The sequence below is a fragment of the Exiguobacterium sp. s146 genome (assembly GCF_018618415.1).
Taxonomy (GTDB): Bacteria; Bacillota; Bacilli; order Exiguobacteriales; family Exiguobacteriaceae; genus Exiguobacterium.
Map to the genome: position 1 here is coordinate 960,858 of NZ_JACSMA010000001.1, position 21,980 is coordinate 982,837.

The following is a 21,980-nucleotide window of genomic DNA, read 5'->3' on the forward strand; positions in this document are numbered from 1 at the left end:
ATAATTGAGTATGCTTAGACTGTAAAGCAAAAGCACTTGATACAACATTAGTAAGATGGGAGTGAAAGAAATGCGCGTTAAAATCACACTAGCTTGCACAGAAACAGGCGATCGCACGTACATCACGAAGAAAAACAAACGTAACAACCCAGAGCGCCTCGAATTGCGCAAATACAACCCACGTCTCCGTCGTCACACGCTTTACCGCGAAGTGAAATAATGAGACTGGCCGTCACTCATGTGGCGGCCTTTTTTTGAACAAGGGGGAATTGAAGTGATTGAAAAGAAACAACTTCGGCAAGACGTTCATCGTCGAATTCGTGAGCTCGGCGATCGGTCGGACCGGGACCGCGTCATGATACATACATTGACCGAACTGAAGGCATGGCGAGAAGCGGATACGGTCGCCGTCACGCTCGCCCTCGATTTAGAGATTGATACGTTACCGCTCATCCGATTGGCTTGGCAGGCAGGAAAATCAGTGTTCGTGCCGAAAGTTACGAATCAGGGGCTCACGTTCCATGAGATTCATTCGCTTGAAGATCTCGAGCCGGGCGTCATGAACATACTAGAACCCACGACTGAAGCGACGACGCGCATGATTGACGTCTGTATCGTCCCTGGCCGTGTGTTTGACCGAGCCGGCTATCGCATCGGATGGGGAGGTGGCTATTATGACCGCTACCTCGCCACATACAATGGGACGACCATCGCATTGGCCTATGACGTCCAACTGCTCGATGAGATTCCGATTGAGCCACACGACATTCCTGTCGAATTCATCGTGACGGAAAGGGAAACGATTTTATGTTCGCCATCTTCGTTGTAACATGCATGGTGGCCTTTGCGGGCTATCGATTGCACTCCTTGACTCGCTCCGGTGCCGTCTTGACGGTCGTGACGGGGACGGTCATCGGCTACGGCTTCGGTTGGTTCGGGCTGTATTTACTCGGTGTCTTCTTCTCGACATCGTCGCTCGCCTCGAAATATCGTGCCCGGGACAAGGCGCCCATCGATGAGATTGTTGAAAAATCGGGTCCCCGTGATTTCGTCCAAGTGCTCGCCAACGGAGGCATCGGCATGGTGACGGCGTTCGGGATGGTACTTCTCCCGAACGACGCCTGGTTATTCGCCTATATCGCCTCGATTGCCGCGGCGACGAGCGATACGTGGGGATCCGAGTTCGGGGTGCTCGCCAAGCGCAAGCCGCGCTCGATTCGGACGTTCCGTGAAGTCGAACCGGGAACGAGCGGTGGCGTGTCGGTGTTCGGAACGATCATGTCGATCGTCGGGGCCACGGTCATCATCGTCGCCTCGCTTCCGTTTATCGAAATCGACGTGACGTTCGTGCTCGTCTTGATCGCCCTCGGATTGAGCGGCAGCGTCGTCGATACGCTGTTAGGGGCCACGGTGCAACGCAAATACCGATGCCGAGTGTGCGGCAAGTTGACCGAGAAGAAGGTGCATCACCGTGAGCCGACGGTCTATGTGTCGGGCTGGCGTTTTCTCGGCAATGACGCCGTCAACTTCTTGTCAATCGCCGCGGCCGCGACGATTAGTTTCCTCTTGTTACGATGAGGGTAGTACAGAAAATGTAGATGTTTCAAATGAATGTGAATTTTGTCACAATATCGCCAAAGTGAAAACGGTTTCCTTAGTAGTGAGTGTTTGTGAATGATGTTACAATCTTTATGTAACAGACATAACAAAAACATGAAACAGATTGTTCGAAGGGTGGAGAATCAATATGGAAACATTAAATCATGCCAAAGTAACACGGGTCGCGCTCGTCGGGGCCGGAGCGGTCGGTGCCAGCTTTGCGTATCAATTGACAACAGCCAGTCTTTGCGAGGAACTCGTCATTATCGACATCAACAAATCGAAAGCGGAAGGCGAAGCGATGGACTTGAACCACGGCGTCTCGTTCGCCTCTTCACCGATGCGCGTCTGGGCAGGGGACTATACGGACTGTGGTGCAGCAGATATCGTCGTCATCACTGCCGGTGCTCCGCAAAAGCCGGGTGAGACGCGCCTCGATCTCGTCGAGAAAAACGCCAAAATCATGAAATCGATGATTGGGGACATCATGGCATCTGGATTCGACGGGATTATCATCATCGCCTCGAACCCGGTCGATATCATGACGCACTTGGCCTGGAAATACTCCGGTCTACCGAAGCACCGTGTGTTCGGCTCAGGAACGGTACTCGATACGTCACGTCTCCGTTATATGCTCGGCGACTACTTCAACGTCGACCCACGCAACTGCCACGCCTACATCATGGGTGAGCACGGGGACACGGAATTTGCAGCCTGGAGCAACGCCCGCATTTACGGAAAATCGGTCGAACAGTTGCTTGAAGAGAACGATGAGTACACATGGGAAGACCTCGAAGACATTTACGTCAACGTCCGTGACGCGGCCTACCACATCATCGAGCGGAAAGGCGCGACCTATTACGCCATCGGTCTCGGTCTGCTCCGTCTCGTCAAAGCCGTGCTCCGTAACGAGAACACGTTGTTGACGGTCGGCGCACACTTGGATGGGGAATACGGCTTGAACGATATCCACATCGGCGTACCGGCGATCATCAACCGTCAAGGCGTCCGTCAAGTCGTGGAGATCGAGTTGTCAGACGAAGAAAAACAAAAGATGCATCATTCGGCAGACGTGTTAATGAAAACGATGCAACCTGTCCTATAAGCATATCGCTCGTTCCATCCTGACCGTAGTCGGCTTCCGCCACTACGGTTTTTTTGTGAACAAAAGGATGAAAGGGGAAGATTGGGGCGAGGCTCGATTTTGTTCTCACGGCTAAATTCCTTTAGAATGAAGGTATAGAAGGAGGTGAGCCAAGATGACAGAACCAGCTTGTTTTTGGGAAGATGTGTATCGTGCCGTTGAAGCAGGAGGGCGCATCGAAAGCGTCTTGGAGCCGTCGCGTGCACTTTTGTTGTTCGATACGAAAGCGGGGGACGTCTATCACCTCTACATACGGACGGACAAGGCGTGGGCGAACCATGTCGCCATGGACGTCGAGGAGGTCATGAATTCGTTTCGGTTGGCCCGCATCGGCCGCGAGAAGCTGCATGTGCACATTTATGGTGACCCGCTCGTCGATGAGGAGCGGCTGTCGTCGCTCACGTTCCCGATTGCGGCGAAAGTGAAGCTCGAGATGCGGCCGTGCACCGAGACGGAAACGTCGTATCGCCCGCGTGCCGTCGCCCTCGACCAACAGCGGAAGAACGAACTGAAGCAACGGTTCGCCTTTGGGAAGCCGCAGTTCGTCTATGCGCTCATGTTCGTGACGTTCCTCGTCATGTGGTTCGCCGAATCGATTGGCTCGACGCTCAATCCGAACACGCTCATCCGCTTCGGCGCGAAAGTGAATCCGCTCATCGATGAAGGGGAATGGTGGCGTCTGATCACCCCGATGTTCCTCCATATCGGTTGGTTCCATTTTGTCATCAATATGTTCGCGCTTTGGTCACTCGGCCCGCTCGTGGAACGGATGTATGGGTCGATGCGTTTCGCCACCATTTATCTGTTGGCGGGTGTCATCGCCACGGTCGCCTCATATGCGTTCAGCGAAGCCATCTCGGCCGGGGCATCAGGGGCGTTGTTCGGGCTTGTCGGGGCACTGCTCTATTTCGGACTCCGTGACCGCTCCTTATTTATGAAGACGCTCGGTCCTCCGCTGTTTATTATGTTAGGATTGAATGTAGGACTCGCTTTCGTCCTTGGCGCTAGTTTGGACCATTCCGCACACGCGGGTGGACTCGTCGGGGGCTTTCTGATGGCGGGAGTGGTCGGCTTACCGGATGAACACGTGAAGAAGCGGCGCCTGCTATTTGCGGGATTCGCGCTCGTGGCGTCCGGCGCATTATTTTGGCTCGGCTACAATCGATGACAAAGGAGTAAGGCTATGATTGAAACGTTGAAGCAATTGGTTGAAATTCCAAGTCCGTCCGGGATGACGGACGAGGCGATCGGATTCGTCGAACAAGAACTTATGGCGCTCGGAATCCCTACGAAACGCTTGAACAAGGGGGCACTTCTGGCGACGTTTGAAGGGGCATCGGAGCGGGCGCGTCTGTTGACGGCCCATGTCGATACGCTCGGGGCGATGGTGAAAGAGATATTGCCGAGCGGCCGCTTGCGGTTGACGCAGGTCGGCGGCTACGCCTGGACCGCAATCGAAGGAGAGAACTGTTTGGTGCATGCTGAGACGGGTGCACCGATTGAAGGGACGATTCTCATTCATCAATCGAGCGTCCATGTCTATAAAGACACGAACGGCGCCGAGCGGACGGCGGCCAATATCGAGGTACGTTTGGACGCTGACGTCCATTCAGCCGAAGACGTACGGACCCTCGGGATCGAGGTCGGGGACTTCGTCTCGTTCGACCCGCGCTTCCGTCAGACTGATGCCGGTTATATCAAGTCGCGTCACCTCGATGACAAGGCATCCGTTGCCATCTTGCTCGATTTGGCGAAAGATTTGGCCGAGGCGGAATTGCCGCACCCGGTCCATTATTTGATTTCGAACTATGAAGAGGTCGGATTTGGTGGAAATGCCGGAATCCCGGAAGCGGTGACCGAGTATATCGCCGTCGATATGGGGGCGCTCGGGGACGGGCAACATTCGGACGAATACACGGTCTCGATTTGCGCGAAAGATTCGTCTGGTCCGTATGACCTCGGATTGCGCCGTCAATTCACGGCACTATGCCGGGAACATGACATCGCTTATAAAGTCGATATCTATCCGTATTATGGATCGGACGCCTCGGCGGCGATCGGGGCCGGTTACGACGTGCGCCACGCGCTCGTTGGGCCTGGCATCGAGTCGAGCCACAGCTATGAGCGGACGCATCTCAAATCGCTCGAAGCGACACGGGAACTGCTGTACCGTTACGTGCTCACAGCGATGGTGGACGGACGATGAAAAATTTTTATGACGTCCAGCAATTTTTGAAGTCGTTCGGCACAATCATTTATATCGGAGAACGCGATGCCGAGATCGGGCTCATGATGATGGAACTCGATGAGTTGCATGCGGGCGGGATGATTGAACAACGGGAGTATGACACGGCCAAAATCATTTTGACCCACGAATTGAAAAATTCAAGAGATTGACAGAAAAACCCCTAGTGCAAAGGTTTGCACTAGGGGTTTATTAGTGTAAACTATGGGATGAAAGCGATTTAATCGAGACGAGGAGTGGAACATATGAAGTGGTTATTAGGAATCGACATTGGTGGAACGACGGTGAAGATGGCCGTCCTTGATATGAACGGGATTATTTCTGACAAGTGGGAGATTACGACGGATATTCGTGAGAACGGGGTACATATTCCGACCGATATCGCCGCTTCATTCGAAGCCTACTTAGAAACGTCGGGCAAAGCAAAACAAGATTTCGCAGGTGCGGGCATCGGGGCGCCAGGCTACATCAATTTTTCCGAAGGGGTCGTCGAATATTCGCCGAACATCGGGTGGAAAAACTTTGCGCTCGTCAGCGAATTCGAGAAAGCGGTCGGCTTGCCGGCCGTCTTAGAGAACGACGCCAACGCTGCCGCACTCGGTGAGATGTGGAAAGGAGCGGGCGAAGGCGCGTCTGAACTGCTCGCCATCACACTCGGCACGGGAGTAGGTGGCGGTGTCATCACGAACGGAAGCATCGTCCACGGGGCTGCCGGCATGGCTGGGGAAATCGGTCATATCACGGTCGAACGCGATGAAACGAAAGCGGTCATGTGTGGCTGTGGCCGCAAAGGCTGTATCGAGACGATCGCCTCGGCGACCGGTGTCGCCCGACTGGCGCTACAGAAGCGTAAAGACCGGACGACCTCGTTGAACGAGCTGAAAGAAGTGACGGCACGCGACGTGTTCGAGGCGTATAAAGCGAACGATGCCGTCGCGACAGAGGTCGTGAACGAGATGACCGAATATCTCGGATTGACGATTTCGAATATCGCCAACACGTTGAACCCGAAGATGATCGTCATCGGCGGCGGCGTCTCGAAAGCGCGTGAAGCGCTCCTTGAGCCGCTCGACGAACAGTTCAAACGGTTCGCCCTCGAACGAGTCTATACGTCGACCGCGTTTAAAATCGCGGAACTCGAGAACGACGCGGGAGTCATCGGTTGTGCGTGGCTCGCCCGGAAACACTTTATCCCGACTCGTGTATAACGTTTGTCCATGCACGCCTGCGTTTTTGTTGCAGGCGTGTTTTTCATTTGGAACGGGTATGGGATAATGTAAAATTTGTAATGACGGAGTTGATTTTTTGTTAAAAAAGGGGTAAGATTTGGACTTGATACCGGACTGTTATCTTACGTGAAATAGATAACAAGTCGATTGGACTTATATAAAAATAGGGGCACCGAGTCTGTAGAGCTCGTCGCCCGTTGAACAGAGGAGGAGGCCGTCAGATGAAGTCATCTCAGAGCTTCTCGAAGCTTACTATGCGACTGAATGATACGGTCCGCGCTTCGTTTCATGAATATCGGTTATTCTGGATTTTCTCGTTATTGCTTTGGACGAAGACGTACGTAGTTTACCAATTTTTCTTCAATATCCCGATTGAAAACACCGCGCAAGCATTCATCTTGCTGATCAGCCCGATCAGCTCCACGCTATTCCTATTCGCGTTCAGTTTCTTCTTTAAAGGAAATAAGCAGAAATGGGTCTTGTACATGCTGTATGCGGCAGCATCGTTCATCTTGTTTGCGGATGCGGTCTATTACCGCGAGTTCACCGACTACTTGACGATGCCGGTCATCTTGCAACCGTCGAACATGGAGACGTTGTCGACATCGTTCACGTCACTGTTGGAATGGAAAGATTTGATCATCCTCGGGGACGTGCTCGTCTTGCCGTTTATCCTCTGGCGGATCAATGCGACAGCGACGGCCGCCTCTCATCGGAGAGCGCTCGTGACGTTCGCGACGGCCGTCGTCGTGTTCTTGTTCAACTTGTCGCTCGCTGAAACGGAGCGTCCGGAACTGTTGACGCGTTCGTTCGACCGGGAACTGTTGGTCAAAAATATCGGGACGTTCAACTTCCACGTCTACGATGCCATGCTACAAACGAAGACGTCGGCCCAGAAGGCGATGGCGGACGGGTCAGAACTCGCAAAAATCGAGAAGTATACCCGTCAACACTACGCGGCACCGAACCCTGACTACTTCGGGAAGTATAAAGGTAAAAACGTGGTCGTCGTCTCGTTCGAGTCGGCCCAAAACTTCACGCACAACATGAAGGCTCCAAACGGCGAGTACATCACGCCGAACTTGAACAAACTGATTGAAGAATCCCACTACTGGCCGAACTATTACCATACGGTCGGCCAAGGGAAGACGTCAGATGCCGAGTTCGCACTTGACAACTCGCTATACGGACTCCCGCGCGGTGCCGTTTACTTCACGAACGCCGATAACAAGTATCAGGCGCTCCCTGAATTGATTAAGGAAGATAACTATTACTCGGCCGTATTCCATGCGAACAACAAATCGTTCTGGAACCGGGACTTGATGTATAAAAACATCGGCGTCGACCAGTTCTTCGATGAGAAGAGCTATGACCTTGGCAATCCCGAGGACATGACGGAATGGGGACTGCTCGATGACAGCTTCTTCGAACAGTCGATTCCGATGCTCGAGGAGCTGCCGGAACCGTTCTACGCGAAGTTCATCACGCTCACGAACCACTTCCCGTACACGATGCCGAGCGAGGACTACGAGCTCGTGCCGAAATTCGAGACGAGCTCGACGACGCTCAACAACTTCCCGCAAGCGCTCGCGTACCAAGACTACGCGCTCGGCTTGTTCATTGACGAGTTGAAGGCGAACGGCATGTGGGACGACACGATCTTCGTCGTCTATGGCGACCATTACGGCATCTCGACGAACCATAACGACGCGATGGCCGATTTGCTCGGCAAAGACGAGTTGACACCATACGATGTCGCCAAGCTCCAAGCGGTCCCATTCGCAGTTCATTTGCCGGGACAAGACAAGGGTGAAGTGCACGAGACGATCGGCAGTCATGTCGACATGAAGCCGACAATCTTGCACTTGCTCGGAATCGACACGTCGAACACGGTCGGTTTCGGAAGCGACTTGTTCTCAGAAGAACGGACGAGCCGCGCCATCTTCCGGGATGGCACCGTCATCACCGACGAATACGTGTGGACGCAGTCGACATGTTATGACGCCTCGAGCGGTGAAGCCGTCGAGGACGTCTCACTCTGTGGGCCGGATAGTGCGGAAGCAGAGAAGATTCTCCAAATGAACGATGACTTGATTTACTCCGATTTGCTCCGCTTTAAAGAGCAGACCGAACAATAACAAAACAAGCGCCGTTCCGGTTTCGTCGGGACGGCGCTTGTTTTGTTATACAAAAAAAGACGACCAGAGTCGTCTTGGTGCTCATTAACCTGGAATTCCACCGTAAATCAATGTCGCGACGCCGAAAAATCCGAAAACGAGTACAGTGATCGCGGCGAAAGCAAGTGGAAAGAATTGGCGCTTCTTAAACGAACGGGCCATTCCCCAGATTGCAACGAGTGCAACGATGAGCGAGATCCATCCAAATGGTTCATACAAATGCATGACGAGTTCCCCCTTTATTATACGTCATGAAATTCATAAAAATTTCACTGAAATATCATTATTATTTTATCCGATAATGTAGACGCTGTCGAGAAAAGAAAGCCTCCGCTACAATTTTGCCACAATATCGATTAGAATGATGGGGGAGGTGTTCTGGATGAACATAGTAAGAATCACATCGGGCCTGGCCCAAGAGAACGGCTACGTGCTCGAAAAAGAAGGCACGGTCCTGATTGTCGACCCGGGCACGGACGACCCGAAATTCTTTGAGGCGGTGGACCGATTCGGAGTCTTGCACGCTATTCTGTTGACGCACGCCCACTTTGACCACATCGGGGGAATCGACGCTTTGCGCGATCGTTACAACGTCCCGGTCTATGTCCATGAAGCGGAACGGACGTGGCTGATGGACGACGAGAAGAACGGGGCGGCGAAGTTTCATCTGCCGAGTTCGGCGATGCGACCGGCCGAACGGGTCTATCAAGGCAAGACGCTTGAGATCGGTGCGTTCACCATCGAGTTGCACCACACGCCTGGCCATTCACCGGGAAGTGTCACGCTCCACATCCCGACCGAACGTGTCGCCTTTTGTGGGGATTTGATTTTCAAACAGTCTGTCGGGCGTACCGATTTATACGGGGGCGACCAGGCGACGTTGCTCGGATCGATCGATCGGATGCGCCAACTGTTGCCGGGGGAGACGGTGCTCTATTCAGGTCATGGACCGAAGACGACGCTCGAGGCCGAGATTCGGTCGAACCCGTTTTTCGACAGATAAGCAAAAAAAGATTGTCTCACGAGGAGACAATCTTTTTTTACATTTGGAAGTTACTCCAATACGTGAAGACGACGAAGAAGACAGTCAAATACGCGCCGAACACGTATACATACGTTTTTTCAGTAAGTTTCAAGTAGCCTAGTGCGACGAAGAAAATAGTTTGAGCTAAAAAGACAAGACCCATTACGACGAAGTCACCACTATGTTCGCTACTGCTTTGATCTCCACCGAGTGCGCCTACGAAAGCAAGCGCCGCGATCAACCCAGTCCAAAAGCCTAGGACACGGAACATTCTCGCCATGTTAATCCCCCCATACGTGCATTATTCCATTCTCATTCACTATTTTACCAACACATTCAGAAAAATGCTATGAAAACGTGTGAATTGAGCAAAATAATCGTGAAAAATATGTGAAATAACGACGTTGTACAAAGTTGTACAAAAAAATAAAAAAACTTGTACAAACTATGTACAAAACGGGTATAAGGTTGTATAATCAACTTACACACATCGAACGAATCGTTCCACACATTATGAGGAGGTATTGAAATGGCAAATGAATTGATGTTCTACACGTACCCGAGTTGTACTTCATGCCGTAAGACGAAAGCATTTTTACAGGAGCAGCACCTTGAGGTTAGCGAGCGCCATATCTTCCGCAACGCCCCAACCGTGGACGAATTGAAGACATTATTGGCACTGAGCGAAAACGGAGTCGACTCGCTTCTCGCGACGAGAAGCCAAGCGTTCAAGCAACTAGATATCGACGTCGAAGATTTGAAGTTGAGCGAGTTGCTCAAATTGATGAGCGAAAATCCAAAACTGTTGAAACGTCCGATTCTGACGGACGGCAACGAAGTCATTGTCGGCTATGACAAGGCGACAATCGAGGCGTATGCCCGCCGTTTCGAATCGACAACTGCAAACGTTTCCTGACACAAGTCCACTTTCCAACGAGTGGGCTTTTTTTTATGCTCTTATTGAGGTGGCGGAGATGATACGAATGATTGAGCAAGTGATGAAGGCGGCACGTACGTTGCAGGCGAGTGATGTCCATTTCATGCCTTTAGGGGACGAGGTGGTGATTCAAGTGCGGCACGGCGCACACTTACAACGGTTAGAGTCGATGACACGTACGGACTATGAACGATTGACCTTACATATGAAGTATTGGTGCTCGCTGACGGAAACGGATCACCGTGTGCCCCAGTCCGGTATGTACGTCGGATCAGACGAGGCGATCCGGGTCACCTTCCTACCATCGTTCGATCGGACGCTCATGTCGTGGCGGCTTCCGAACGCCTCGTTCCATTTAGCCGAATTATTAGATGATAACGACGTCCGCCGGTTCAAAGAATGGTCCGACTTGCGGCAAGGCCTGCTCTTGATCGGCGGCGCGACCGGAGCGGGCAAGACGACCGTCCTGTATGCATTCTTACAAAGTTTGGTCGGTCGTCGCATCGTCACCATCGAGAATCCTCCAGAGAAGCAAGTGCCGGGTGTGATTCAACTCGAGGTCAATCCGAAAGCGGGACTCGATCATCGCACGTTGCTGAAAGAGACGCTCCGGGCCGACCCGGATGTGATCGTCATCGGAGAGGTTCGGACGAGTGAGGAGTTGCGGGTCGCACATGATGCAGCACTCAGCGGCCATATGACGATTGCGACGTTCCATACGGCGAGTGTCGCCGATGGTGAACGTCGGCTTGAACAGCTCAGCGGAAAGATGGAAGTCGCGCGGCATTGGTGCATCCTGCATCGGGAAGACGAGGTGAGCTGTACATGGTCCGAGACCAATTGAGCAAGGAACTGGCCATCATTCGTCGCTTCCTCAGGCTCCAGTCACGTGGCGTCGGGTTGAAGAAGACGCTCGAGACACTCGAACTGCATGAACGAGGGAAAATGAAACAAATCATCCGGGAGATGCGACAGCAACTCGAGGCGGGCCATCCGCTCGCCGACGTGTTCGAGGGACTCGTCAGCGACCCGAGGATGCGAGAAATGCTCGTCACGGCCGAACGAGGCCATCATTTTTTGGAGGGACTTGAGCAAGTGCTCGTCTTATCGACGATGCGTCGCAATCTGAAGCAGGAGCTCGGGCAGTTGGCACGGTACCCACTCGTCATTTTGACGATGCTACTCGGACTCGGGGCGATTTATGCCTTATATATCTTCCCGAAACTGTTGACGATGGTGGACGTCGAGACGCTTGATGGGTTGAACGCGATTCTTCTATCACGCTGGTTCTTCCCGGGTCTGTTCGTCGGACTGCTCGTGACCGGGGCTGGCCTCTACTGGAACGGTCGACAAGGGCGGCTCATCCCTCTCCGTGTCGTCGAACGAGGCAGGCGGCTGTATGTGACATACTTGTTCGTCAGCGAGTTGGCCTTGTTGAGTGAAGGGCAGGGCTCGGTCCGCCAAATCATCGAACGGCTGGGGCGAGGTGACGGGGAAGTGGCGAGTATCGCGAGACGGATGCATGAGCGCATGTCGAACGGGTGTGAACTCGAGGCGGCGGCACGGCAAGAGCGTTTGCTCGAGCATGAGGTCGTCAGTCTGTTCGGCGTCGGGACGGTGAGCGGGGAGCTCGGGTTGATTATGATGATTCATCGGGATCTCGTGTTCGAAGAGATGGAGCTGTATTGGAAACAACTGATTGCCAAGGCCGAACCGATGTTATACGGATTTTTGACGGTGATGGTCACGATGATCTTTTATACGATTTATTTGCCGGTCAAACTAATCATGTCTCAACTATGACAAGGAGGAATCTGATTATGACACGCTTCAAATCAGAACAAGGATTTACGCTCGTCGAAATGGCCGCCGTCTTGTTGATTATCTCGGTGTTGCTCTTGCTTCTCGTCCCGTCGATGTCCGATGGGAAGTCGCGGGCGGACAGCGTCAGTTGCGAAGGCAGTGTGCGCATCGTCGAGTCCGAAATCAATTTGTATTACGCGGAGCACAAAAAGTACCCTGAAACGTTAGCGGCCATCGATCGTGCCTCGGCCGATGATGCGCTCGAGTACAGTTGTCAGTCACTCGTGTATACGTATGCGCCGACAACCGGTACGTTGACGAAACAGTGAGGCAGGGCGGTTATACGTTGATCGAGACGGCGGCCGTGCTTGTCATCTTGGCACTCCTGCTCCTCATGGCGACACCGGTCGTCCGTTCGATGGACCGGTTAGCGCTATTCGATTTCACGGAGGCGCTCGTGAGTGATATCGCCGAAGTGGGACAAGCGCCCTACGTCGCGACCGATGCTTCATGTGTGCCGCGGCTGCGTTGGTACATAAAAGAACGGCGCTATCAAATCGCTTGCGGGACGACGCCAATCGTGTCCCGCGTGGTGCCGGACGGGGTCGACATGAGTCTGCCGACCAATGGTGAAATCATCTTCTCACGCACAGCGGCCACATATGCGGGCCAGTGGAAATTCTATTCAGGAACGACGATGGTGACGCTGAAATTCAGGATGGGGACATACGAACCGGAGGTGCTGCGCGTTGATGGGAAATGAGCAAGGGGTCACGTTTTGGGAGATTTGCCTCAGTCTGGCGCTCTTGCTGGCATGGATCGGTGTCGTTGCCCCGTTCATCGAGGCGGCGACGGAACGGGTCGAACGCCTCGAGACGACCGTCCGCACGTATGAACGACTCCAAGGGGAGGTGTTGCGCGATGCCGCGAATCCGAGCGGACGTCAAGCGGTCTGTGACGGCGACCTTTGCCTGCCGACGCTTTGATTCGGGCTTCACGTTGCTCGAAGTGAGCTTCACATTGTTGTTAATCCCGCTGTTCATCGGGCTGACGGTCCACTTTCTCGTCCTCGGACAAGCTCTTTATGAACAACCTCGGGAGAAGGTTCAGACGACACCGCAACTGATGGTGCGGAAACTGTTCGAGAGCCGAGATTGCGAGATCGTGTCGGGCCGTCTCGTCGGTACGCACGTGCGAACGGACGGGACGACGTGGTCGTGGACGCTCAAACAGATCGACCGGAACTTGGTCATGGTCGGAGACGGGGGAGGGAATTTGTTATTTTTAAGAGGAATCGAGGCGTATCGGGTCGAACCGGTAGGAGAAGGTTTTCAAATCCAATGGACCGATTCGACCGGACCGCGCGAGAAAAACGTGATGTGCATGCGAGCGGTTACTTTGTGATGTCGACGTTAATCATATTGACGTGGTTACTCGGCGGAGCGATGTTTTGGTATACTGATATCGAACGCAGCACCAAACAATTGGCGCTCGACGCTTTGGCAATCCGCTTTGAGGCGCATGTGATGGTGGCGGAACGGACGTGCGGATCGACCACAGTGACGTTGACGAAACCGACCGGAACAATCCAATGCCGTCCGCTCGGCACCGGGACGGTCGAGGTCGACATCCGCCTGCAGACCGGTGAACGACATAAAGAGGTGATTTATTTCGATGAGTAAACCGTTTTACATCATTGGATTTATGGGTACAGGTAAATCAAGCTTAAAACAATATCTTGAGAAATCGAATCACGTCATCGATTTGGACGAGCTGTTTGAAACACATACCGGAATCGACATCCCATCCTACTTTGACCGTTATGGCGAAACGGCGTTTCGGCTCCAAGAGAGCCGGCTGTTACAACACGCACGCGCTGACTATATCGTGACGGGCGGAGGGATTGTCGAACGGGAAGCGAATATGGAGTGGATGCGAGGACAAGGTATCATCATCGCGCTCGACTTGCCGTTTGAGGTATGTTGGGAGCGCATCAAAGACTCGGACCGTCCACTCGTTCGCAACGGGAAAGTGGCCGTTCGCGCGTTGTATGAACGGCGCCGGCCGCTCTATGCACGCGCTGATCACGTGCTTGACGCTTCGCTCAGCACGGAGGCCATCGCCCATACATTGGACCAGTTGAAAGGGGTAGAAGGATGATTTGGATTAATCTTGGAATTATCGTGCTCGCGCTTGTCGGGCTCGGCTTGTATGGCTTCTTCTTGTATCGTAATAAAATGAAGACGGACCTTCGTCGCGTGAAGCGCTTGACGGAGCGGTTCCAAATCCGTGCCGACGTCATCCAAGGACTCGTCAACGAGATTAAACAGCACGTGGATACGGTCAATGCATCGGTGAAACAGATGAAGGCCTATTCGGTGAAAGTGAAGGACGAGACGATGGAACTGAAACAGGCGACCGTCGGCTTGACGAAAGAAATTAAGCGGACCGCTGGAATCGAACGCCCAGACGTTTCCACTGAGACCAAAATATGAAATAATGAGGATGAAAACGTTTTCGTTTTCCATCCTCTTTATTTTTGCCCATTTTTGCTAGGCAGAGTCACAAAAAATTGATAAAGTGGAATAGAAAACGAAATATTTCACGAAATACATTATTTACGTTCGGGATTGGGGGATAATATGGAGAAAGTATCGTTGAAACGTACGCCTTTATATGATTTGATTTCCGTGAAGGCGAAGATGGTGGATTTTGCGGGGTTTGAGATGCCGATCATGTTCTCGTCGATTAAAGAAGAGCATCAAGCGGTTCGCAACGAGGTAGGGATGTTCGATGTGTCACACATGGGGGAGATTCGCATCGAGGGACCAGATGCGCTCGAGAACGTGCAACGTCTCGTCACGAACGATGTGTCAAAATTGCAGATTGGTCAGGCGCAATATAATTTGTTCTGTCTGCCGAACGGTGGTGTCGTCGACGATTTACTCGTCTATCGACTTGATGAGGACGCATTTTGGCTCGTCGTCAACGCTTCGAATATCGACAAAGACGTGGCGCATGTCCGTGCATATGTCACAGGAGACGTCACGGTGACGGATGAGTCGGACGGCTACGGTCAAATCGCCATTCAAGGACCGATGGCTGAACAAGTGCTCGGCCGTTTGACGGATTTGCCGTTGGCCGACATCAAGTTTTTCCGGTTCATGACCGGTGACGTGGCCGGTGTGTCGACGATCGTCTCACGCAGCGGTTATACGGGGGAGGACGGGTTTGAGTTGTACGCCCGCGCCGAAGACGTGGCCGCCATCTGGTCAGCGTTGGAAGCCGAAGGCGTGACGCCGTGCGGTCTCGGCTCGCGTGATACGCTTCGCTTTGAGGCATGTCTCCCGCTCTATGGGCACGAACTCGATGAGACGGTCACTCCGTTCGAGGCGAACTTGAACTTTGCCGTCAAACTCGACACCGATTTCATCGGCAAGGATGCCCTCGTGAAACAAAAAGAAGACATCCCGCGCCGTTTAATCGGCTTGCGCCTGCTTGGACGCGGCATCGCCCGACAAGGTGCGACGGTCGAAGTGGACGGCGAGACGATTGGCGTTGTCACGACTGGTACGATGCCACCGACGGTGAACGAATCAATCGCCTGGGCGCGCGTCGACCGCCGTTTCGCGGAAGCGACACACTTTATCGTTGAAGTTCGGGGTAAAAAAATAGAAGCCGAACGTGTACCGACACCGTTTTACAAACGTAAATGATACAGGGGGATTCAGAATGAACAGAATGGAGTTTCGTTATTTACCGATGACAGAGCAAGATGAGCGTGACATGTTGCAGACGATTGGCGTCGAGTCGATTGAGAACCTACTCGAGGACATTCCGGCATCGCTTCGGGAGACGGCTTCTTTGGCCGCAATCGGTGCTCCGCTTCCGGAAGTTGACCTCGTTCGTCACATGACGAAGCTGGCCGAGAAGAACGTGCACACGAAATCGACTCCGAGTTTCCTCGGGGCCGGCATGTACGATCACCTCTCACCGAGCGTCATGAACCATATGCTGCTCCGTTCCGAGTTCTATACAGCCTATACGCCGTATCAGCCAGAAATCTCGCAAGGTGAACTTCAAGCGATGTTTGAGTTCCAGACGATGATTTGCGAATTGACGGGGATGGACGTGGCCAACTCGTCGATGTATGACGGCATCACGGCACTCGCCGAAGCGACGTATCTGGCGAGTGCCCATACGAAGAAAAAGCGGGTCGTCGTATCGGGAGCGGTCCATCCGGAAGCGCAGGATGTCATCCGCACATACGCCGGTGGGCCGGGCCTCACAGTCGAATATACGGACGTGAACGCCGGGGTGACCGACTTGGCTGACATCGATTTGATGGACGCCTCTTGCCTCGTCGTTCAATATCCAAACTTCTATGGTCGCGTCGAAGACTTGGCCGCCCTCGCGAAAGCAGCGCATGACGCCGGCGCGCTGTTTGTCGTGTCGAGCAATCCGCTCGCGCTCGGGATTTTGGAGTCGCCAGGTGCGCTCGGCGCCGACATCACGGTCGGTGACGCCCAGCCATTCGGGATTCCGCAAAGTTTCGGCGGTCCTTCATGTGGATACTTCGCCGTCAAACAAGCACTCATGCGTAAACTGCCGGGTCGACTCGTCGGTCAAACGGTCGATGAGGACGGGAAGCGTGGTTTCGTCTTGACGCTACAGGCCCGTGAACAACACATCCGTCGTGACAAGGCGACGTCCAACATCTGCTCGAACCAAGCGCTCAATGCGCTCGCGGCGTCGATTACCATGTCAGCTCTTGGAAAATACGGAATTCGTGACATGGCCGTCCGTAATATTCAAACGGCCCATTACATGAAGGAAGCACTCAAGACGGCCGGTTATACGGTAGTCGATGAAGGCCCGATGTTCAATGAGTTCGTCGTCGACTTCGGGGTTGATGCGGGTCTCGTGTCGCGTCATCTGCTTGACAACGGCATCATCGGCGGCTTACCGCTCGGCGCATATGACTCTGAGCGCCAGACGCACATGTTGCTCTGCGCGACAGAGCTACGGACGAAAGAAGAAATCGATTTATTTGTTGAAGTGGTTGGGGGGATGAACTGATGCAACACGAACAAACGTTAATTTTCGAAGTGTCACGTCCTGGACGGACCGGCTATAACTTGCCGACACCGACCGTGCCAGAAGTCGATTTGGAGACGCTCTTACCGGCGTCGATGATTCGTCAAGAAGCGGCCGAACTTCCGGAAGTGTCTGAGTTGGATGTCGTGCGCCACTATACGTCGTTGTCGACACGCAACCACGGCGTCGATTCGGGCTTCTATCCGCTCGGCTCGTGTACGATGAAGTATAACCCGAAAGTGAATGAAGATATGGCCCGCCTCCCTGGCTTCGCCCATATCCATCCGTTGCAACCGGTCGAGTCGATTCAAGGTGCGCTCGAGCTCATGGTCGACCTGCAAGAACAGCTTGCCGAGATCACGGGCATGGATGAAGTGACGCTTCAACCGGCAGCCGGGGCCCACGGGGAATGGACCGGTCTCATGCTGATAAAGGCGTTCCACCATCACAACGGCGATATGGGACGGACGAAAGTGCTCGTGCCGGATTCGGCGCACGGGACGAACCCGGCCTCGGCCGTCGTCGCCGGTTTCGAGACGGTGACCGTCAAATCGGATGAGCGTGGACTCGTCGATTTGGAAGATTTGAAGTCGAAAGTCGGGGCCGACACGGCAGCGCTCATGCTGACGAACCCGAACACGCTCGGTTTGTTCGAAGCTGATATTTTGGAAATCGCCAAAGTCGTCCACGAGGCCGGCGGGAAGCTCTATTACGACGGAGCCAACTCGAATGCGATTTTAGGGATCGCCCGTCCTGGGGATATGGGCTTCGACGTCGTCCACTTGAACTTGCATAAGACGTTCACTGGCCCTCACGGCGGTGGCGGCCCAGGATCTGGACCGGTCGGAGTGAAACGCGATTTGATTCCGTACTTGCCGACGCCGATCGCGCGCCGTGCCGAATCGGGCTTCACGCTCGATTACGACCGTCCGCAATCGATTGGACGTATTAAACCGTTCTATGGCAATTTCGGCATCAACGTCCGTGCCTATAGTTACATTAAGACGATGGGGGCGGAAGGGTTGACGCGCGTCTCGCGCGAAGCGGTACTGAACGCCAACTATATGTTCGCCCGCTTGAAAGACGCGTTCGACGTCCCGTACGATACGTTCTGCAAGCACGAGTTCGTCCTGTCTGGTAAGCGTCAGAAGGCGCTCGGCGTGCGTACGCTCGACATCGCCAAACGCCTGCTCGATTTCGGCTACCACCCGCCGACGATTTACTTCCCGCTCAACGTCGAGGAGTGCATCATGGTCGAACCGACGGAGACGGAATCGAAAGAGACGCTCGACGCGTTCTGCGACGCGATGCTCCAAATTGTTAAAGAGGCAGAAGAAAATCCGGAAATCGTTCAAACGGCCCCGCATACGACGGTCGTCAAGCGACTCGACGAGACGCTCGCCGCTCGGAAACCGGTACTTAAATACGAACGACGTCAACCGTCGTCCATCAACTGAATCTGACCCGTTCGCTTATGGCGAGCGGGTTTTTTGGTACAAAAAACGCCCATCTCCGCTGAAAGGGAGAGGGCGTAGTGAGCGGGTCAGTCCTTTTTGACTTTCCCTTTCCAGTTTTTGAAGCCGCCATCGAGCATGTAGATGTCCGTATACCCATTTTTCATGAGCAACTTGGCCGCTTGGTTCGTACGTGATTTGCCTTGGCAATACATGAGGATCGGTTGATCTTTGCGAAGCTCTTTCATGCGCAGTTTCATTTGTCCGACCGGGATGTTGCGGGCGCCGACGATGTGGCCTCCCTTATACTCGTTCGGTTCACGGACGTCGATCAATTGACCTTTACGGAGCGACGCACGAAATTCTTCTTGCTTCATTTTCTTCAAACCGCGAGCCGGCAAGAAACGCCAGACGATGTATGCGATGAGCGCAGCCCAGAGGATGATGACGAGGATAGTTTCGATTCCCATTGATGTTCTCCCTTTCTCTATTAAGTTTCACCAACATCCATTATAAAGAATATAAGGTCACGAGACAATGATTGACTGATGGATTTCCCCGTTCTGCTTTCGGTTTGCAAGTCGTTGCGTTAAAATAGAGGTTGCAGAACGGAACATAAGGGGAGGCCACGCCCATGCCGACACCGAGTATGGAAGATTACTTAGAACGAATTTATTTGCTGATGGTCGAGAAAGGATACGCCCGCGTGTCCGATATCGCCGAACATTTAGGGGTGCATCCCTCCTCTGTCACGAAAATGGTGCAAAAGCTCGACCGGGAAGACTATCTGATTTATGAGAAATATAGAGGTCTCATGCTGACGAACAAAGGTCAAAAAATCGGGAAACGGCTCGTCGAACGGCATGCGATGCTCGAGTCATTCCTGCGCTTGATTGGCGTCGATGAGGCACACGTGTACGAGGACGTCGAAGGGATTGAGCATCACTTAAGTTCAAATACGCTCGACTGCATGACCCAATTCGTCGAATTTTTCGAAGACAAGCCGGAACTGATGGCGCAGTTTCGCGCATTTCAAGAGCTGAACCGCACGGAAGACGAATGAAACTAACAGACCGCTACCGATGAAACCAATCGGTAGCGTTTTTTTTGACTTTAGTATAGTTAAAACCGAACGTTCACTAATTGAATGTCATGAAAAGTCTGTTTTTTAACTGGATTTATGATAGAATGGGTGCTGGTAAGAATTATAAGGGGGTGGCGGCGAACAATCGCCGGCAATATGGATATTCAAATCAAAGGGAAACTGTTTGACGAAGCACAAATCAAACAACGTGTGGCGGAACTCGCTCAACAAATCGAATGCGATGCGGCCGGGACACCGATCGTCCTCGTGGCCGTCTTGAAAGGGTCGCTCGTCTTCGCAGCCGATTTGATGCGCGAAATGACAGGCAGTGTCCAACTCGACACGGTCGCGACGTCGTCGTACGGAAAGAAATCGGTTTCGAGCGGGAACGTCCAACTCCGTAAAGATTTAGATCTTGATGTCGAAGGGAAATATGTCGTCATCATCGAGGACATCATCGATACGGGACAGACGCTCAAGTTCTTATGCCAGCATATGACGTTGCATCAACCGGGAGAATTGAAGATTTGTACGTTGCTCGATAAACCGGCCCGCCGGCTCGTCACGTTGGATGCGGACTATGTCGGTTTCGAGATTCCAGATGAGTTCGTCATCGGGTATGGCATCGATTACGCCGAACAGTATCGCAATCTGCCGTATATCGGCTTCGTCGAGACAGACTAAAAAAATGAACCAGGCCGCATGTGGCCTGGTTCATTTTTCACATATTGGCTTTCTTTTTCTTCTTGCCTTTCTTGCCTTCGATGACGGTCAAGTGAGGGGCGTCACCGCGATGCGTCGAGCGGGTCGGACGCTTCGACAGTTTCGTCACGTTCGAACTGGGCTTCACTTTCTTTTTGGCGGCAGTGGACGGTTTGACTTTTGGATTCGTACCCGGACGTTGCATCCGTTTTTTCGAGGCTTGGGCGGTCTTGCGGTAACGCATATCCTCGGCCGAGATTTTCGGCGCCATGAACACCCGATAAATCACGTAGAAGATCAACCCGAAAATTCCGATGAAGAGCAACTGCCTGAACAATCGACCAGGGTCGGTCGCGAGCATATGTCCGACACCGATGAAGCCTAAGATGAACACGATCGTGGCTGCGGTCGAGCCGATTCTTTGTCTGATCATGGTGCTTTCCTCCTCTTTATCCCTCTCTTTGCACGTCCGGTTGACCTAGTTCTGAACGTTCCCATGTCTCGAACGCCTCGATGGCGACACGGATTTGTTCGTCATTCGGTTCGCGCGTCGTCAACAATTGTAAAGACAATCCAGGCTTGCCGAGAACGGATAAGAAGCGATGTTCGCGGAAGCGGTTTGTGAACTGGAGCACCTCGAACGAGATGCCGATGACCACTGGCAACAAGGCGATGCGGCTGACGAGTCGGACCCAGAGCGGGTCGATCGGGACGATCATGTAAACGCCGATGCCGACGAAAACGGTGAATAAGATGAAGCTCGATCCACATCGGTAGTGAAGGCGCGAGCTCGCCCGAACGTTCTCGACGGTGATCGGTCGTCCGGATTCATAACAGTTAATCACCTTATGCTCGGCCCCGTGATATTGGAACACGCGCCGGATGAGCGGCGTTAAGGAAATCAAATAGAGGTAACTGAGCAACAATACTAATTTTATTCCCCCTTCGAGGAGGTTTTGAATCACATGACCGGACAATGCGGGCACGCTTTGGAACATGGCGGCAAGAAGGGCGGGGGTGACATTGAAAATCAGCTTGCCGAATACGTATGAGATGACGCCGACGATGGCGATCATGACGACCATCAAGATGTTCTGTTTTTTCTCTTCCGGTTTTGTTGCTTCGTCCTCACTCGGATCGACGTCATAGCGATCGCTCGCGAACGTCATATGGGCCGAACCGTTTTTGAGCGATTCGTAGAGTGCGACCACACCGCGCAGGAATGGGACTTTTTTTAGCGATTGGACCCATGGGACGAGAATCCGGGGTTGCTGGAACGTCTCGATGGATCCGTCTTTCCGTCGAATCGCCGAAGCGCTCTCGGCGCGTCCTTGAAACATGACGCCTTCCACGAGCGCCTGGCCGCCGACGGGAATCAATGGTTTAGTTTTCATGTCATTTCCTCGATTCCTACAGTTATATAGTTGAATTATACCGTGATTCACGTAAAAAACGAAACATCACGAACGTCGATTGTCGCACGAA

At 53.1% G+C, this 21,980-nt stretch carries 30 protein-coding genes; 25 read left to right on the forward strand and 5 right to left on the reverse strand.

What is annotated here, in order from left to right:
- Positions 1-55: 55 nt before the first annotated feature.
- The 9 genes from rpmG (at position 56) to KNP83_RS04955 (ending at position 8,355) form a co-directional block, all read left to right on the forward strand.
- Entirely contained in the window at positions 56-220 is a 165-nt protein-coding gene (gene rpmG / locus KNP83_RS04915) for a 50S ribosomal protein L33 (protein WP_255313299.1), read from the forward strand.
- Between the two features lie 54 nt (positions 221-274).
- Positions 275-829, forward strand: a complete 555-nt coding sequence (locus KNP83_RS04920; protein ID WP_214761040.1) for a 5-formyltetrahydrofolate cyclo-ligase — start codon at positions 275-277, stop codon at positions 827-829.
- Positions 830-858: 29 nt separating this feature from the next.
- Entirely contained in the window at positions 859-1,578 is a 720-nt protein-coding gene (locus tag KNP83_RS04925) for a DUF92 domain-containing protein (protein ID WP_251139185.1), read from the forward strand.
- A gap of 169 nt (positions 1,579-1,747) precedes the next feature.
- Positions 1,748-2,704 carry an L-lactate dehydrogenase gene (locus KNP83_RS04930; RefSeq protein ID WP_214761044.1) on the forward strand — a complete coding sequence of 319 codons (957 nt, stop codon included), beginning with the start codon at positions 1,748-1,750 and terminating at the stop codon, positions 2,702-2,704.
- A gap of 154 nt (positions 2,705-2,858) precedes the next feature.
- Entirely contained in the window at positions 2,859-3,911 is a 1,053-nt protein-coding gene (locus KNP83_RS04935; protein ID WP_214761046.1) for a rhomboid family intramembrane serine protease, read from the forward strand.
- Between the two features lie 15 nt (positions 3,912-3,926).
- Positions 3,927-4,949: a M42 family metallopeptidase gene (locus KNP83_RS04940; protein ID WP_214761048.1), complete on the forward strand. Its 1,023-nt coding sequence runs from the start codon at positions 3,927-3,929 to the stop codon at positions 4,947-4,949.
- Positions 4,946-5,140: a YqgQ family protein gene (locus tag KNP83_RS04945; RefSeq protein WP_021065735.1), complete on the forward strand. Its 195-nt coding sequence runs from the start codon at positions 4,946-4,948 to the stop codon at positions 5,138-5,140. The genes KNP83_RS04940 and KNP83_RS04945 overlap by 4 nt, the downstream gene beginning before the upstream one ends.
- Before the next feature lie 93 nt (positions 5,141-5,233).
- Positions 5,234-6,196, forward strand: coding sequence for an ROK family glucokinase (locus tag KNP83_RS04950; protein WP_214761050.1), 963 nt, complete (start codon positions 5,234-5,236; stop codon positions 6,194-6,196).
- Positions 6,197-6,438: 242 nt separating this feature from the next.
- A complete protein-coding gene (locus KNP83_RS04955) occupies positions 6,439-8,355 on the forward strand; it encodes an LTA synthase family protein (protein ID WP_214761052.1) in 1,917 nt (638 codons plus the stop codon).
- Positions 8,356-8,439: 84 nt separating this feature from the next.
- Here KNP83_RS04955 and KNP83_RS04960 read toward each other — a convergent pair whose 3' ends face one another.
- A complete protein-coding gene (locus KNP83_RS04960) occupies positions 8,440-8,619 on the reverse strand; it encodes a DUF2759 domain-containing protein (protein ID WP_214761055.1) in 180 nt (59 codons plus the stop codon).
- 157 nt (positions 8,620-8,776) lie between these two features.
- Between KNP83_RS04960 and KNP83_RS04965 the strand changes: the two genes are divergently transcribed.
- Entirely contained in the window at positions 8,777-9,397 is a 621-nt protein-coding gene (locus tag KNP83_RS04965) for an MBL fold metallo-hydrolase (RefSeq protein WP_214761059.1), read from the forward strand.
- A gap of 37 nt (positions 9,398-9,434) precedes the next feature.
- Here KNP83_RS04965 and KNP83_RS04970 read toward each other — a convergent pair whose 3' ends face one another.
- Positions 9,435-9,698, reverse strand: a complete 264-nt coding sequence (locus KNP83_RS04970) for a DUF2626 domain-containing protein (protein ID WP_021067727.1) — start codon at positions 9,696-9,698, stop codon at positions 9,435-9,437.
- Positions 9,699-9,947: 249 nt separating this feature from the next.
- Between KNP83_RS04970 and KNP83_RS04975 the strand changes: the two genes are divergently transcribed.
- The 13 genes from KNP83_RS04975 (at position 9,948) to gcvPB (ending at position 18,712) form a co-directional block, all read left to right on the forward strand.
- Entirely contained in the window at positions 9,948-10,334 is a 387-nt protein-coding gene (locus KNP83_RS04975) for a Spx/MgsR family RNA polymerase-binding regulatory protein (RefSeq protein WP_021067726.1), read from the forward strand.
- Between the two features lie 58 nt (positions 10,335-10,392).
- Positions 10,393-11,199 (forward strand): ATPase, T2SS/T4P/T4SS family, encoded by an 807-nt coding sequence (locus tag KNP83_RS04980; protein WP_214761061.1) that lies wholly within the window; start codon positions 10,393-10,395, stop codon positions 11,197-11,199.
- Entirely contained in the window at positions 11,181-12,158 is a 978-nt protein-coding gene (locus KNP83_RS04985) for a type II secretion system F family protein (RefSeq protein ID WP_214761063.1), read from the forward strand. Before KNP83_RS04980 ends, KNP83_RS04985 begins: the two co-directional genes overlap by 19 nt.
- Before the next feature lie 17 nt (positions 12,159-12,175).
- Entirely contained in the window at positions 12,176-12,487 is a 312-nt protein-coding gene (locus tag KNP83_RS04990; RefSeq protein WP_214761065.1) for a prepilin-type N-terminal cleavage/methylation domain-containing protein, read from the forward strand.
- Positions 12,484-12,921, forward strand: coding sequence for a prepilin-type N-terminal cleavage/methylation domain-containing protein (locus KNP83_RS04995; protein ID WP_214761067.1), 438 nt, complete (start codon positions 12,484-12,486; stop codon positions 12,919-12,921). The genes KNP83_RS04990 and KNP83_RS04995 overlap by 4 nt, the downstream gene beginning before the upstream one ends.
- A complete protein-coding gene (locus KNP83_RS05000; RefSeq protein ID WP_214761069.1) occupies positions 12,911-13,144 on the forward strand; it encodes a hypothetical protein in 234 nt (77 codons plus the stop codon). The genes KNP83_RS04995 and KNP83_RS05000 overlap by 11 nt, the downstream gene beginning before the upstream one ends.
- Entirely contained in the window at positions 13,080-13,562 is a 483-nt protein-coding gene (locus KNP83_RS05005; RefSeq protein ID WP_214761071.1) for a hypothetical protein, read from the forward strand. The genes KNP83_RS05000 and KNP83_RS05005 overlap by 65 nt, the downstream gene beginning before the upstream one ends.
- Entirely contained in the window at positions 13,562-13,840 is a 279-nt protein-coding gene (locus KNP83_RS05010) for a hypothetical protein (RefSeq protein WP_214761073.1), read from the forward strand. Before KNP83_RS05005 ends, KNP83_RS05010 begins: the two co-directional genes overlap by 1 nt.
- On the forward strand, positions 13,833-14,318 hold the full coding sequence (locus tag KNP83_RS05015) for a shikimate kinase (RefSeq protein ID WP_251139187.1): 486 nt from the start codon (positions 13,833-13,835) through the stop codon (positions 14,316-14,318). The genes KNP83_RS05010 and KNP83_RS05015 overlap by 8 nt, the downstream gene beginning before the upstream one ends.
- On the forward strand, positions 14,315-14,653 hold the full coding sequence (locus KNP83_RS05020; protein ID WP_214761076.1) for a hypothetical protein: 339 nt from the start codon (positions 14,315-14,317) through the stop codon (positions 14,651-14,653). Before KNP83_RS05015 ends, KNP83_RS05020 begins: the two co-directional genes overlap by 4 nt.
- Before the next feature lie 147 nt (positions 14,654-14,800).
- A complete protein-coding gene (gene gcvT, locus KNP83_RS05025; protein ID WP_214761079.1) occupies positions 14,801-15,874 on the forward strand; it encodes a glycine cleavage system aminomethyltransferase GcvT in 1,074 nt (357 codons plus the stop codon).
- A gap of 25 nt (positions 15,875-15,899) precedes the next feature.
- Positions 15,900-17,237: an aminomethyl-transferring glycine dehydrogenase subunit GcvPA gene (gene gcvPA, locus KNP83_RS05030; RefSeq protein ID WP_214761669.1), complete on the forward strand. Its 1,338-nt coding sequence runs from the start codon at positions 15,900-15,902 to the stop codon at positions 17,235-17,237.
- Positions 17,237-18,712: an aminomethyl-transferring glycine dehydrogenase subunit GcvPB gene (gene gcvPB, locus KNP83_RS05035; protein ID WP_214761081.1), complete on the forward strand. Its 1,476-nt coding sequence runs from the start codon at positions 17,237-17,239 to the stop codon at positions 18,710-18,712. Before gcvPA ends, gcvPB begins: the two co-directional genes overlap by 1 nt.
- An 86-nt stretch (positions 18,713-18,798) precedes the next feature.
- Here the strand turns inward: gcvPB and KNP83_RS05040 are convergent, their stop codons facing one another.
- Positions 18,799-19,173, reverse strand: coding sequence for a rhodanese-like domain-containing protein (locus tag KNP83_RS05040; protein ID WP_081637957.1), 375 nt, complete (start codon positions 19,171-19,173; stop codon positions 18,799-18,801).
- Between the two features lie 170 nt (positions 19,174-19,343).
- On the opposite strand from KNP83_RS05040, the gene mntR reads away from it, so the two are divergent.
- Positions 19,344-19,772, forward strand: coding sequence for a transcriptional regulator MntR (mntR, locus tag KNP83_RS05045; RefSeq protein WP_214761084.1), 429 nt, complete (start codon positions 19,344-19,346; stop codon positions 19,770-19,772).
- A 177-nt stretch (positions 19,773-19,949) separates the two neighbouring features.
- Positions 19,950-20,477, forward strand: a complete 528-nt coding sequence (gene hpt / locus KNP83_RS05050) for a hypoxanthine phosphoribosyltransferase (RefSeq protein ID WP_214761671.1) — start codon at positions 19,950-19,952, stop codon at positions 20,475-20,477.
- Between the two features lie 37 nt (positions 20,478-20,514).
- Here the strand turns inward: hpt and KNP83_RS05055 are convergent, their stop codons facing one another.
- Positions 20,515-20,928: an SA1362 family protein gene (locus KNP83_RS05055; RefSeq protein WP_214761086.1), complete on the reverse strand. Its 414-nt coding sequence runs from the start codon at positions 20,926-20,928 to the stop codon at positions 20,515-20,517.
- A gap of 16 nt (positions 20,929-20,944) precedes the next feature.
- The gene (locus KNP83_RS05060; RefSeq protein ID WP_214761088.1) at positions 20,945-21,889 is read right to left on the reverse strand and encodes a DUF1385 domain-containing protein; all 945 of its coding nucleotides are present in this window, start codon (positions 21,887-21,889) and stop codon (positions 20,945-20,947) included.
- Between the last annotated feature and the right edge of the window lie 91 nt (positions 21,890-21,980).

Excerpts from the sequence above, each read along its gene's own strand:
- KNP83_RS05005 (WP_214761071.1), top strand. The coding sequence starts at position 13,080 with ATGCCGCGAATCCGAGCGGACGTCAAGCGGTCTGTGACGGCGACCTTT.
- KNP83_RS04970 (WP_021067727.1), bottom strand. The coding sequence starts at position 9,698 with ATGGCGAGAATGTTCCGTGTCCTAGGCTTTTGGACTGGGTTGATCGCG.
- KNP83_RS05055 (WP_214761086.1), bottom strand. The coding sequence starts at position 20,928 with ATGATCAGACAAAGAATCGGCTCGACCGCAGCCACGATCGTGTTCATC.
- mntR (WP_214761084.1), top strand. The coding sequence starts at position 19,344 with ATGCCGACACCGAGTATGGAAGATTACTTAGAACGAATTTATTTGCTG.
- KNP83_RS05060 (WP_214761088.1), bottom strand. The coding sequence starts at position 21,889 with ATGAAAACTAAACCATTGATTCCCGTCGGCGGCCAGGCGCTCGTGGAA.
- KNP83_RS04960 (WP_214761055.1), bottom strand. The coding sequence starts at position 8,619 with ATGCATTTGTATGAACCATTTGGATGGATCTCGCTCATCGTTGCACTC.
- KNP83_RS05000 (WP_214761069.1), top strand. The coding sequence starts at position 12,911 with ATGGGAAATGAGCAAGGGGTCACGTTTTGGGAGATTTGCCTCAGTCTG.
- KNP83_RS05010 (WP_214761073.1), top strand. The coding sequence starts at position 13,562 with ATGTCGACGTTAATCATATTGACGTGGTTACTCGGCGGAGCGATGTTT.
- KNP83_RS04950 (WP_214761050.1), top strand. The coding sequence starts at position 5,234 with ATGAAGTGGTTATTAGGAATCGACATTGGTGGAACGACGGTGAAGATG.
- rpmG (WP_255313299.1), top strand. The coding sequence starts at position 56 with ATGGGAGTGAAAGAAATGCGCGTTAAAATCACACTAGCTTGCACAGAA.
- KNP83_RS04940 (WP_214761048.1), top strand. The coding sequence starts at position 3,927 with ATGATTGAAACGTTGAAGCAATTGGTTGAAATTCCAAGTCCGTCCGGG.
- KNP83_RS04930 (WP_214761044.1), top strand. The coding sequence starts at position 1,748 with ATGGAAACATTAAATCATGCCAAAGTAACACGGGTCGCGCTCGTCGGG.
- gcvT (WP_214761079.1), top strand. The coding sequence starts at position 14,801 with ATGGAGAAAGTATCGTTGAAACGTACGCCTTTATATGATTTGATTTCC.
- KNP83_RS04965 (WP_214761059.1), top strand. The coding sequence starts at position 8,777 with ATGAACATAGTAAGAATCACATCGGGCCTGGCCCAAGAGAACGGCTAC.
- KNP83_RS05020 (WP_214761076.1), top strand. The coding sequence starts at position 14,315 with ATGATTTGGATTAATCTTGGAATTATCGTGCTCGCGCTTGTCGGGCTC.
- hpt (WP_214761671.1), top strand. The coding sequence starts at position 19,950 with ATGGATATTCAAATCAAAGGGAAACTGTTTGACGAAGCACAAATCAAA.
- KNP83_RS04980 (WP_214761061.1), top strand. The coding sequence starts at position 10,393 with ATGATACGAATGATTGAGCAAGTGATGAAGGCGGCACGTACGTTGCAG.
- KNP83_RS04985 (WP_214761063.1), top strand. The coding sequence starts at position 11,181 with ATGGTCCGAGACCAATTGAGCAAGGAACTGGCCATCATTCGTCGCTTC.
- KNP83_RS04955 (WP_214761052.1), top strand. The coding sequence starts at position 6,439 with ATGAAGTCATCTCAGAGCTTCTCGAAGCTTACTATGCGACTGAATGAT.
- KNP83_RS05015 (WP_251139187.1), top strand. The coding sequence starts at position 13,833 with ATGAGTAAACCGTTTTACATCATTGGATTTATGGGTACAGGTAAATCA.
- KNP83_RS04990 (WP_214761065.1), top strand. The coding sequence starts at position 12,176 with ATGACACGCTTCAAATCAGAACAAGGATTTACGCTCGTCGAAATGGCC.
- KNP83_RS04935 (WP_214761046.1), top strand. The coding sequence starts at position 2,859 with ATGACAGAACCAGCTTGTTTTTGGGAAGATGTGTATCGTGCCGTTGAA.
- gcvPB (WP_214761081.1), top strand. The coding sequence starts at position 17,237 with ATGCAACACGAACAAACGTTAATTTTCGAAGTGTCACGTCCTGGACGG.
- KNP83_RS04945 (WP_021065735.1), top strand. The coding sequence starts at position 4,946 with ATGAAAAATTTTTATGACGTCCAGCAATTTTTGAAGTCGTTCGGCACA.
- KNP83_RS04975 (WP_021067726.1), top strand. The coding sequence starts at position 9,948 with ATGGCAAATGAATTGATGTTCTACACGTACCCGAGTTGTACTTCATGC.
- gcvPA (WP_214761669.1), top strand. The coding sequence starts at position 15,900 with ATGGAGTTTCGTTATTTACCGATGACAGAGCAAGATGAGCGTGACATG.